The sequence below is a fragment of the Candidatus Margulisiibacteriota bacterium genome (assembly GCA_028706105.1).
GTDB lineage: Bacteria > Margulisbacteria > Riflemargulisbacteria > GWF2-35-9 > DYQY01 > DYQY01.
In genome coordinates this window covers 1-11,984 of record JAQWCF010000060.1, presented here as the reverse complement: position 1 = coordinate 11,984, position 11,984 = coordinate 1, and the positions used below count along the sequence as shown (strand labels likewise).

The window sequence follows — 11,984 nt, the reverse complement described above, 5'->3', positions numbered from 1 at the left end:
GAATATCCAGCTTTCTTTTCCAGTCTTTAATGATTCCCCAGACCCTCTGCCTTGTCAACGGACTACCGTTCTTTTTGGTAAAAACAGCGACTCTCTTTATTTCTTTCCACGCAATTATGAATTCTTTAATTTTCAGAGAAATAACCTCGGCAATGGGAACAACTCTTTCCTTTTCACCTTTACCAAAAACTCTGATTGTCCTTCTCACTAAATCAATATCCTTTAATGACAAATCGGTTACCTCAGAAACCCGAAGTCCACAGCCATACATTAAAGCCATCATCGCCCTATCACGTAAAAAAATCATCTCGTCCTTATAAAACTTCTTCATTTTCAAACCGCTCATTTTCTTGACAGTCTCTTTGCTGACCGTTTTAGGCAATCTTCTGTTTTGCCGTGGAAAATCCAAGAAAATCTTAAGATTTTCTTTAATAATTCCTTTCTTAAGCAAATAGTTAATAAAAGAACTGAGTGCTGAAAGTTTACGAGTAAGCGTTTTCTTTTCAAACCCTCTACGCTTCATCTGTAGCAAATAATCGTTAATATGTCCTAGTGAAAAGGAATCAGTATCTTTAACCTTTCCCCATTTAATTAATTGAAATAAATCTATATTGTATGCTGAAAAAGTATTCTGAGAGTAACCCTTCTCGTACTTCAAATACAAAAGAAAATCTTCAACCGCTTGCTCAATCTTCATCTATGCAATAGAAAAAATTATTTCGCCATGCGAAGAAAGCTTCAAGCTGACTGTTTGGTCGCCCTTTATCTCTTTTTTTAATAATTTGTGAGCTAACGGATCTTCGATGCTTTTCTCAATAATTCGGCCCAAAGAACGAGCACCAAACTCGTCATACTCTGATTCCTTGATCAATTTTTCTTTTACTGACTTAGAAATTTTAATTTTAATATTTTTTTCTTGTAGTCTCTCGATAATGTTTTGGATTAATAAATCAAAAATCTTAGACATAGATTCAAAGCCAAGAGGCTTAAACACAATTACTCCGTTCAGCCTATTAATAAACTCAACCTTAAAATTCTTCTTTATCTCGCTTTGAACATTTGCTTTAAGTGTTTCATAATCGCTCTGAGAACCGCCTTTGTTAAAGCCATAGGCCTTAACTTGATCTGAGCCCATATTAGTGGTCATAATAATTGTTGTATTTCGAAAATCTATCTTTCTACCCTGACTATCAGTCATAAATCCATTATCCAAGATTTGTAATAATATATTAAAAATCTCTGGATGTGCTTTTTCTATCTCATCAAACAAAATGATGCTATAGGCATTTCTTCTAACTTGAGCTGTGAGTTGACCAGCTTCATCATAACCAACGTAACCAGGTGGTGCGCCTATTAATTTAGAGATGTTGAATTTCTCCATATACTCACTCATGTCGTATCGAAGCAATTTGTCTTTATCTCCCATTAAATATTCAGTAAGAACTTTTGCTAACTCTGTTTTTCCCACACCTGTTGGCCCAGCAAAAACAAAGGAACCAATAGGCCTATCAGGATTTTTTAAGCCAGAACGTGCTCTTTTTAAAACTCTGGATATTTCTTCAATCGCTTCCTCTTGACCAATAATATTCTTTTTAAGAGCATCTTCCATTGTTGAATATTTATCCAGCTCATTTTCTTGCAAAGAAGTTAAAGGAATTTTGGTCCAATCAGAGACTACTTTAGAAATATCTTCTTTCTCTATTCTCACAACTTTTGTTCCTTTTTTTGCCATCCACTTTTCTTTTTCTTCGGAAATCCAAGATTCTAAACGTTCTATACTATCTCTATATTCTGCCGCCTTCTCATATTCTTGGTTTTTAACAGCAGCTTTCTCCTCTTTTTTAATTAAAACTAATTCCTTTTGGACACGTTTAATATGTTCTGGCAATGAAATGGAGTCTAGTCTAACCATAGCGGCTGCTTCATCAATAATATCAATTGCCTTATCAGGCAAAAATCGATCAGTAATATATCTCGAAGATGCTTCCACCGCATACGCTATAATATCCTCATCAATATCTACTCTATGGAAGGCCTCGTACTTATCTCTTAGTCCCTTCAAAATATCGATGGTTTCTTCCTTACTAGGCTCTGATACGTCTATCTTCTGAAACCGTCTTTCCAAAGCAGCATCTTTCTCAACATACCTTCGATACTCATCAATAGTAGTTGCTCCTATACACTGGATTTCTCCCCTAGCTAATGCAGGCTTAAGAATATTCGCGGCATCTAATGAATTTTCACCAACAGCTCCTGCCCCAATAATCGTATGAAGCTCATCAATGAACAAAATAATATTTGAGTCTTTCCTTGTTGCTTCTTCAAGTAATCGCTTCAGTCTATCCTCAAAATCTCCTCTGAACCTTGTTCCAGCTATGACAGAGGACAACTGTAATTCAATAACCTTTTTACCAATTAAATTCTCAGGAACTTCTTCGTTCACAATCTCTTGCGCTAAACCTTCAACAATTGCTGTTTTACCAACCCCTGGGTCGCCAATTAATACTGGGTTGTTCTTTGTCCTTCTAGAAAGTATTCTTATTATTCGTTTAATTTCATTTTCTCTCCCAATTACTGGGTCTAATTTATTTTCCTGAGCTAGCTTAGTAAGATCACGCCCAAACTGTTCAAAAATATCCGAACCAGATTGCTCAGGCTTTTTTGCTTCAACATCTTGCCCTGCAAAAAAATTATTAAAAAATTTATTAATATCTTCTTCTTTTTTTTCTTTTTTATCTGGCATCTCTTTTTGTACAAACTGCAAAAAAGTATTAATTGAAACACCTCGTTTGGTAAGATAAATAAAAGCAATTCCCTCTGCTTCTCTCAACAATCCAATTAATAAATGTTCAGGGCCAACATAGGGACTTTGCATCTCTTTGGCAGCATTATAGGAAAGTTCTACTACCTTCTTCGCTCTTGGACTTAACTTAACTTCTCCCTCAGCACCTCCTGGAGCCTGTCCTTTACCTAAAGCAGTTTCTATCTCTAAAATAAATCCAGCAACATCAATCTTTTCAGATTCAAAATATTTAGTAACAATCCCCTTTTCCTTAAGAAGCCCCAGCAACATGTGCCCAGTATCTAACAATCCATGCTCTAAACGTTTACATTCTTCCTGAGCAATGTACATAGATTTATTGGCATGCTCGCTAAACATTCCGTATACCTTATCAAAGGAAGGCTGGCTAAACTGCTTCAATAATGAATCAAGAAAAGGCGGTAAATTTTGTTGTTTTGCTAAAGAATCAATAAACGGTTTGGGGAATAATAAATGGTTTTTTTCCTTAGCGCATTCCTGACAAATATGCAAAGTTTTATTAACACCATTGATGTTTGTCTGCAAGGTTATAGTAGCATTTCGTTTATTACATATTTGACAAATCATACATGCATTATAGCGTTCATTTGTTTAAATGTTTAATTGTTTATTTATTCGCCACTTAAATTTATAACTGAGATTAGGTCACTGAGGTAATTATTGGACTTCGTTCACCGAGTAATTTTGCGCATCTCGATACGATTGCTAGGCAATCACTCGATGAACGCAAAATTGTATCGAGGTGTCGAAGTGTATGCTTAGCTTACTAACAATTCCTTCATTTCTTTAATAGCAGCCTCTAGTCCAACAAAAATAGCTCTAGAAATAATGCTATGTCCAATATTTAACTCAACTAACTTAGGAATTTTGGCAATATAACTTACATTCTGATAATTAAGCCCATGCCCAGCATCAACTTCTAACCCTATCGAGTCAGCATACTCAACAGCACTTTTTACTTTCGCAAGCTCAACATCAAATTGAGCAAGACTTGCATTAGAATACTGTCCTGTATGAATCTCTATTGCATCGGCACCTACATCTTTGGAATCCTTAATTACATCAAACGATGGGTCAACAAATAAGCTAACAATAATGCCGGCTTGCTTAAACCTCTTAATAACCTCAATCAACCTATCACGGTACAAGGCAACATTTAAACCACCTTCAGTAGTAATTTCTTCTCTTTTTTCAGGGACAATTGTCACTTTATACGGCTTTATAGTCAGTGCTTTTACGACAATCTCCTCAACTAATGACATCTCAAAATTTAAGGGAATTTTTATCTTTTCCTTAATTTGATCAACATCTCTGTCTTGAATATGCCTTCTGTCCTCCCTTAAATGGGTAGTAATTAAATCTGCTCCTGCTGCTTCTGCTATTAGCGCTGCCTCAAGAACAGAGGGCTCTTTGCCCATTCTTGCTTGTCTTAAGGTAGCAACGTGATCTATATTAACTCCTAACAACATAATCTACTCCTTTAAATAACCTCAACCTTAACTTTTTTCTTTGACTTCATACCAAGGGCCTTTAACGTATTCTCATCCACTCCTAAAGAACCTTCATCCATTGCCTTATCATTATCTACTATTTTTATAACCACTGTCCAGTCGGTATCAGGGTTCTGTAGTCTAAGCATTGTACCCAATGGATAATGGTTGTGAACAGCAGGCAGAATTCCATCATATGAAACTAAGTTTTTTTTATATAAAGTCATTGTTTTCTTAAATGATTGGTCCTGTTCATTACCTAACACGACCTTGTCCCCGTCAATATTCTCAAAAACTTTAACAGCCTTAATTAAATCGTTTTTTCTTTTATTATTTATATTCATTTCTTCTTGTGATAATTCTGCAATAACTTCCTTATCCCAATAAAGCAAATGCTTTCCCTTTGTCTTCTGCCAGCTTAAACCTTTAAACGAATAATTTAATTCACTAAAAAGTTGAATTTGAGCCAAGACAGATACGGCTCTCTCTAAGGTCTGCTGATTATTACCCAACAAGGAAAGAACCTCTTTTCCGTCCAAATAAGCGGAAGTAATATCTTGCCCTTGATACACAGTTCTAATGTACTCAAAATTTTGAGCAAAAAATACGGACGATAACAAAAGGGTGAAAACTAGTAAGCGCCTTGCCATGTAGAAACATACACCATAGTTTTCAACACTATCTTAACATCAAACAATATTGACCAATTATTTATATAATAAAGATCATACATCAACTTCTCATCAACTCTTGTAGACAAGGCAGAGCGACCATTAAGCTGAGCCCATCCGGTTAATCCAGGTAAAATGTTATGGCGCAAGTCATAATCGGAATATTTCTGTTTAAACTCTTCAACAAAAATAGGTCTTTCTGGTCTAGGGCCAACAATACTCATCTCTCCCTTAAGAATGTTAAACATTTGAGGCAACTCATCCAAGGAAGTTTTCCTAAGAATTTTTCCAATCAAAGTAGCTCTCTCGGTAGTGACTTTTGTATTAATTACTGGACCAGTCTCATCCTCTATGTTTTCAGGCATTGATCTAAATTTATACATTAAAAACTTCGTTCCATGAAGACCAACTCTCTCCTGAACAAAAAAAACACTTCCACCATCACTTATTTTAATCAATAAAGAAATAACTAAAATTAATGGTGATAATAAAACAATACAAGGAATAATGACTAACAAATCAAAGATTCTCTTAAACAAAAACTGCAAATCAGATAATTTGCTAGGCTTAATGCTAAAAAATGGCATTCCTAGATCATCACTACTTTCTAGCTTGCCCAAGGCTATATCCAGAAAAGAAGGCTGAAATTTCACGGAAATACCCAATCTAATAAGAGCTTCAAGCAACGCAGATACTTCTTCAACACTCAACTCTGCAGTGATAATAAAAACTGTATCAACTTTATTGTTAGAAACATACTCAAGCAAAGCATCTCTTTTTCCTAAATACTTAAAATTAGAGTCAACAGAATAGATTAATTTCTCAGGTTTTTTCCCAAAAGCTCCTAAAAGCTCATAGGTGTGACACTCATTGAATAAAATTCTTGCATAAATATTCTGGGCTATCTCATCTGTACCTAAAACAATTGCTTTTTTACAATTACCCCTTAAGTTTTTAATATAAGACCTTAAGTTGAAATTAAGCTGATGATTGATAAAAATAAATAAAACAGATAATGCTGCACCATACAAAAAAACATATCTGGAATAATCACCACCATATACTAAAAAAGTGGCAGCTATAATTAATGTCGTAGACAAAAACCCAGCTTTGATAATATTTAACAATTCATCAATACCGGAGAGGATACCTTTTCTTTCTTTGTAAACTCCAAATAAAAGCAAAGAAAAAACCCAAACTAAAAGGATAATGTATAAAAGATGTAAATATGTTTCTACCCGAGCATGTTGAACATAGTTTCCATATGCTATTTGTGTAATATCCCATGAAAATTTCATTTTAAACTTCAAGATATAAGCCAAAATATAAACAAAGCTAACAATAAGCAGGTCTGCAATAAACTCAAATAAAAAGAAAATCATTTATCCTTTACCTGATGCTTCCAGTAAAAGCATTGATTTTTTCATAATCATCTCTTGCCTTCTTATCATTATTGTTAGACTTAAAATATCTATTAAAATTTTCTTTACTGCTGTTTACTAACCCAATATTGTAATACAAATATGAAAGATATTTATAAACATCTTCCTGATCAGGGTTTAGAGAAATAGACTTCTTGTAACAGTAAATAGCTCTCTCTAGTTGATTGTCTTGATGATACGCCATCCCCAATCCTTTCCAAGCTAATGGGTCACTGTCATTCATTTCTAACGTCCATTTGTAATATTCAATAGACTTCGCCATGTCTTTCTTGTGAGAAAAATAAAGCTCAGCCAACTTCTGTCGATAATTATTAAAATTACCACCCTTAACCCAACCACCGTATGATTTCCCTGGCTCATAATAATTAACTCTGTCAGCACTAGCAATACCTTCTAAATGCTCAATCGCCTTATCATAATTGCCTCTGGCAAGTTCTATTTCAGCTAAACGATAAAAGGCTTCAACAAACCAATCATCTAACTCTGTACATTTCTGATACAATTTTATTGCTTCGTCTGTCTCGCCTGATCGGTGCAAATAAAAACCATAAGACATTTGAAATAATGGATTTAGTTGATCTGCTTCAGCTGCATTCTTATAAGCGACGCCAGCTAAATCGAAATTTTCTTTACGTTCTTCGGCTGTTTGTGAAACATTAAATAAACTTAAATAAATTGAAGCTATTCCATTCCAATACCAAGGGTTCTCTGGATTGATATTTAACATATAGGTATAAAGGTCTCTGGCTTTAACTAACCATTGTTTTTGTTTATCAATATCTTTTTCTTGCCTAGATAATTCCTCATAATTACGAACTTGTGTAATAAAATAATATGTCTCCCATGGCGTTAATTGTATGCATTTGTCTAAAAAAGAAATTGAGGCCAAATATTGCCCCTGACTGTTGGCAATAAACCCATTACGATAATTCTTCTCTGACATCCAAGGAAGTAGTATTTGCCAATATCCTACTGCAACCATTATTAAAACAATAATAACTATAATGATACGAGTGTCTTTTGATAAGATTACCGAAGGGCGAGGGGCGTGGGACGTGGGACGGTTTTTATTTGCAAAAATCATCGGCTTTTTTCTCCATATTAAATAACATAGCAAAAATATGTTCATATTTCTCATATACTTCAGAAAACTGCTCGTTACTTATATATCCACAACTCAAAGAAAACTCCAGCCAAGTCTGAGTTTCACTGGCTTCCTGAGATGAATCTGTCAATTTATTGATAAACACTGCTTTATACTTTCTTTTCCTCCAGCCTTCAGCTAAATTGGAACAAACTGACCGTGATGATCTTCTTATTTGATCTACCAAGGAATATCTTTCCTCTACAGGAAATCCCTTGGTTAACTCATAAATATTCATTGCTGTAGCAAATGCCAATTTATAAACCTCCATATCTCTTACATGTTTAATTAACAATAAACGTCCCTCATCCCTCGCTATTACGTCCTTCGTCATTCGCTGTGAGAGAATTTCCGAAACCATAATACCCTATAGCTAACCCTAACCCCATTAACATATAACCAAAAGAAGCCGTCGCAACTACTCCAAAATTAAAGAGTACCTGTCCTTGATAAAAAACAAATCCTACAAAAGTTGCGGCTATTAAATATAGAGATGGCTTATTTCTGTTTTTATGCATATATCCAATAATCATATAAATGTAAAAACCAATCACGAGAAAATACCTACCAATGAACCCCAAAAACCCGGTTGCTGCAAAAGTATTCACATATTCGTTATGCAACCTATCCGGTGTTAAATTATGGCCACCCTCTCTTCTAGCATATTCTACTCTACGATAAGAAGGATAAACTTCCTTGATAGTATCAACCCCAGTCCCCAAAAGAGGGTTGTCTAACCCCCAAGTTACTCCACTCTTCCACATACTCATTCTAGCTGACTTCTCACCTATTGCTTCTGAGGAATAAGAAGCCACTTTTCCCTTAGCGGTAGACAAAACATTGAGTTGCTCTTGTTTTTGGCCAAAATTATTTTCATAAATTGTAATTTTAGGAACAAAATAAAAAGAAATTAAAATAATAATAATTATTGTTACGGTATTTATTGTCTTGATAGGAATATGTATTTCAGAAAAACTTTTTTTATTAAATATTGGCAACAGCTTCAACACATATGCTGCTAATAAAATTCCTAAGTAAACAAACATAATTCCAAAATCTTTAATAGTCGGCGCAGCCACAATGAACCCAAAACAAAACAACAATAAAAATATTAGTTTATTCTTTAAAAGGATGCTCTGTTCTTTGTAATGTATTTTGTGAATTATAAAAATAACTAACAATAAAATATTGTAAATAACAAAATTTAATAAGCCAACAGAAATAAGTTGCATTATGTATGCCATCGCAATAATAACTAACCTGTCCAATAAATTCCAAATAGTTCTCTTAGAGATAACAATGTAAGAATATCCTATAAAATATAAAACAATAGGTATCCATGCAAAAATTGGTAAAATTTCATAAACGTGAAAAAGCAATAATATATAAATCATTCCAATAAAAACAGTAGTTAAAATAAAATCAAGATAATAGCTGAATTTTGAATCCTCTATAAAACTTCTATTAGAGAACATTAAGAAAAAGGTAAGTGCTCCTTGAAATCCAAGCCAAGTCCCTCTCCCCCAAGATAAAAACATTGCGGTATAAATTATTATTGTAAGAACAAAAGAAAGCAAATACAAAGAATGGAAAGTCCATTTTTTCATGGAGGATTGAAAATTTTTAATATTAATCATGTATCCAAAGGCCAAACAAATCATCATTCCAACGTAAGGTCCATAATGAACCGGATTATTAATACTACCGAAAGCTCTCGATGTAGCATCCGCTGACCATCTCATAAAATCAATACCATTACTTTGCACAATTCCGTAGGTTGCAGACATTGAAGCAGAAATAATAAAAGAAAAAAGCATCCAGTTAAAAAACTTAATTGAGTCTACCTGTTTAGCAAATACCATTAAAAGAAAAGCATAATTAAAAACAGTAATTAACCCTTCCCACCTGTCATATGCACCAATAATAGAAACATAAATATTTCTACTTAATAGGGCAGAAGCAACGTTAACTATAAGCCAAAAAAGTAAAGGAATTTCTAGTCCTGTTTTGTACCACTTTATTCCTAGTATGCTGTAATATTCTTTATTTTTATGCGCTTCACTAGGACATTCCTTTTCATAATCTATAAGCAATGCTTTAACTGCCCATAAACCTAAAACTGCTAATGAAACAAATCTAAGTAAAATCATTTTATTTACTTCAAATACGCTTCTAGTTGCTGATGTGAAAAATATTGGCACACCAAAAACAAAGACCAGCATTAATCCATTAATGGCTCTTTTAACTGGGTGTATTTTGTGCTCAGTAAAAAAATAAGATAAGAACAAGCAAACGACGATGGTTATCTCAACAAGTAAAAGATTATTTCTAATAAATTCTGTGAAACCAATCATAGATAAAGATTATATCATCAATGCATTTCTTCTGCACTATTTTGCTTTCAAAATTAATAAAAAATCCCCCTCTGCCTCAACCGGCGAAACAATCTAAGAACTTCTTATTCTCTTTATTGTCGCCACCTTCTCCAACCTCACCAGCTAAAGCTACTTTCATTTATTCAGCAACCTAACTTGTAGCTACCTCTCCTAACAGAGAGGTTTATTCACTATACGTTTTATTATTTTCTAAAAGAGAAGGTTTAGAAATTTGCATAAAAATTCCCAAGCCTCACCCGCTGGAATAAAACAAAAACTGCTTATTTTTTATCTTGCCAGCACCCTCTCCTAAAAGAGAGGGTTATTAACTTTACATTTTAATGTTTTCTTAAAGAGATTTTTCTAAAGAACATAAAAAATCCCCCTCTCTTTTAGGAGAGGGGGACTACAATTCACTTTATTTATTCCGTTCTCTACCTTTAGGGGGTGAGGCTTGAAGTTACATCATTCCGCCCATGCCGCCCATTCCGCCCATTCCGCCGCCCATACCACCACCGGCCATTGGCTTTTCTTCTTCTGGCTCTTCAGCTATTAAAACAGATGTGGTCAACAACATTGACGCTATACTTGCAGCATTTTCTAATGAACATCTGACAACCTTTACAGGATCAACAATCCCTGCTTTAAATAGATCTTCATATTCTTGTGTTAAAGCATTAAACCCTTCGTTTCCTTTGCTAGCCTTAACTTTTTCAACAACAACAGCACCTTCAACTCCTGCGTTATAAGCAATTGTCTTAAGCGGAGTTTCTAAGGCTCTTTTTACTATTGAAATACCTGTCTTCTCGTCTTCGTCTTGGGTGTCTTTTTCCAAATTAGACACTTTTTCAATTGCCCTAATTAGAGTGGTTCCTCCACCAGCAACTATACCTTCTTCAACAGCTGCTTTGGTTGCCGCAATAGCATCTTCAATCCTATGCTTCTTTTCTTTAAGTTCTGTTTCAGTTGCAGCTCCTGCTTTAATTATGGCTACACCACCTGCAAGCTTAGCAAGTCGTTCTTGAAGCTTTTCTTTATCATAAGTAGAATCTGATAATTCTAATTCTTTTTTAATTTGGGCAACTCTAGCTTTAATATCTTCGGCAGAACCAGCACCTTTAACAATCGTTGTGTTTTCTTTTGATACAGTAATTTTAGAAGCCTTACCTAACATTTCTAACTCAGTAGCTTCTAAGGTATACCCTGTTTCTTCAGAAATAACTGTAGCACCAGTAAGAATTGCAATATCTTGAAGCATAGCTTTTCTTCTATCTCCAAATCCTGGAGCCTTAACAGCAACTACATTTAATGTGCCTCTTAATTTATTAAGCACGATAGTTGCTAATGCCTCACCTTCAAAGTCCTCAGCAATAATCATTAATGGCTTTCCTAAATTCATAGTCTTTTCAAGAATTGGAAGAAGGTCTTTAATCACAGAAATCTTTTTATCTGTAATTAAGATAAAAGGATTATCCATTATTGCTTCCATTCTTTCAGAATCAGAAATCATATATGGAGAAACATAGCCTTTATCAAACTGCATCCCTTCGACTACTTCTAAGGTCGTCTCAAAGCCTTTAGATTCCTCAACAGTAATAACACCATCTTTACCAACTTTATCCATTGCTTCTGCAATTAAATTACCAATTTCAGCATCATTGTTTGCTGAAATTGAAGCTACCTGTGCAATAGAATCTTTTGTTTCAACTTTTTTACTTCTGGAAGTAATATCTTTAACTGAGATGTCAACAGCCTTCTCGATGCCTCTTTTAACTGCCGCTGGGTTCATCCCCATTTTAACACTTTTAAGACCTTCTCTGAAAATTTCATAACCAAGTACTGTTGATGTTGTTGTCCCATCACCAGCAATATCGTTTGTTTTTGAGGCGATTTCTTTAATAAGCTGAGCACCCATATTTTCAAAAGGGTCTTTAAGTTCTATCTCTTTTGCAACAGTTACACCATCTTTTGTTATTGTAGGCGAACCCCACTTCTTTTCTATTACAACATTGTGTCCTCTAGGCCCTAATGTTACTTTTAC

General features: G+C 34.4%; 9 protein-coding genes. All 9 read right to left on the bottom strand.

The features are described 5' to 3' along the window. The coding region (locus PHF25_06845; protein MDD4527731.1) for a tyrosine-type recombinase/integrase at nt 1-697 on the bottom strand (697 nt) is incomplete at its 3' end. Next, the gene (locus PHF25_06840; GenBank protein ID MDD4527730.1) at nt 698-3,388 is read right to left on the bottom strand and encodes an AAA family ATPase; all 2,691 of its coding nucleotides are present in this window, start codon (nt 3,386-3,388) and stop codon (nt 698-700) included. A gap of 191 nt (nt 3,389-3,579) precedes the next feature. Continuing rightward, a complete protein-coding gene (locus tag PHF25_06835; protein MDD4527729.1) occupies nt 3,580-4,290 on the bottom strand; it encodes a pyridoxine 5'-phosphate synthase in 711 nt (236 codons plus the stop codon). An 11-nt stretch (nt 4,291-4,301) separates the two neighbouring features. Then, nucleotides 4,302-4,883 (bottom strand): hypothetical protein, encoded by a 582-nt coding sequence (locus PHF25_06830; protein ID MDD4527728.1) that lies wholly within the window; start codon nt 4,881-4,883, stop codon nt 4,302-4,304. Between the two features lie 59 nt (nt 4,884-4,942). Beyond that, entirely contained in the window at nt 4,943-6,364 is a 1,422-nt protein-coding gene (locus tag PHF25_06825; protein MDD4527727.1) for a sugar transferase, read from the bottom strand. 7 nt (nt 6,365-6,371) lie between these two features. After that, nucleotides 6,372-7,406 carry a tetratricopeptide repeat protein gene (locus PHF25_06820; protein ID MDD4527726.1) on the bottom strand — a complete coding sequence of 345 codons (1,035 nt, stop codon included), beginning with the start codon at nt 7,404-7,406 and terminating at the stop codon, nt 6,372-6,374. 85 nt (nt 7,407-7,491) lie between these two features. Then, nucleotides 7,492-7,902, bottom strand: a complete 411-nt coding sequence (locus tag PHF25_06815) for a four helix bundle protein (GenBank protein MDD4527725.1) — start codon at nt 7,900-7,902, stop codon at nt 7,492-7,494. Next, entirely contained in the window at nt 7,874-9,922 is a 2,049-nt protein-coding gene (locus PHF25_06810) for an O-antigen ligase family protein (GenBank protein ID MDD4527724.1), read from the bottom strand. Before PHF25_06810 ends, PHF25_06815 begins: the two co-directional genes overlap by 29 nt. Nucleotides 9,923-10,403: 481 nt before the next feature. After that, on the bottom strand, nt 10,404-11,984 hold a 1,581-nt coding region (gene groL / locus PHF25_06805), incomplete at its 5' end, for a chaperonin GroEL (GenBank protein MDD4527723.1).

Bases quoted from the DNA above. Each gene is read 5' to 3' on its own strand.
- PHF25_06840 (MDD4527730.1), bottom strand. From the start codon at position 3,388: ATGATTTGTCAAATATGTAATAAACGAAATGCTACTATAACCTTGCAG.
- PHF25_06835 (MDD4527729.1), bottom strand. From the start codon at position 4,290: ATGTTGTTAGGAGTTAATATAGATCACGTTGCTACCTTAAGACAAGCA.
- PHF25_06825 (MDD4527727.1), bottom strand. From the start codon at position 6,364: ATGATTTTCTTTTTATTTGAGTTTATTGCAGACCTGCTTATTGTTAGC.
- PHF25_06820 (MDD4527726.1), bottom strand. From the start codon at position 7,406: ATGGTTGCAGTAGGATATTGGCAAATACTACTTCCTTGGATGTCAGAG.
- PHF25_06815 (MDD4527725.1), bottom strand. From the start codon at position 7,902: ATGACGAAGGACGTAATAGCGAGGGATGAGGGACGTTTATTGTTAATT.
- PHF25_06810 (MDD4527724.1), bottom strand. From the start codon at position 9,922: ATGATTGGTTTCACAGAATTTATTAGAAATAATCTTTTACTTGTTGAG.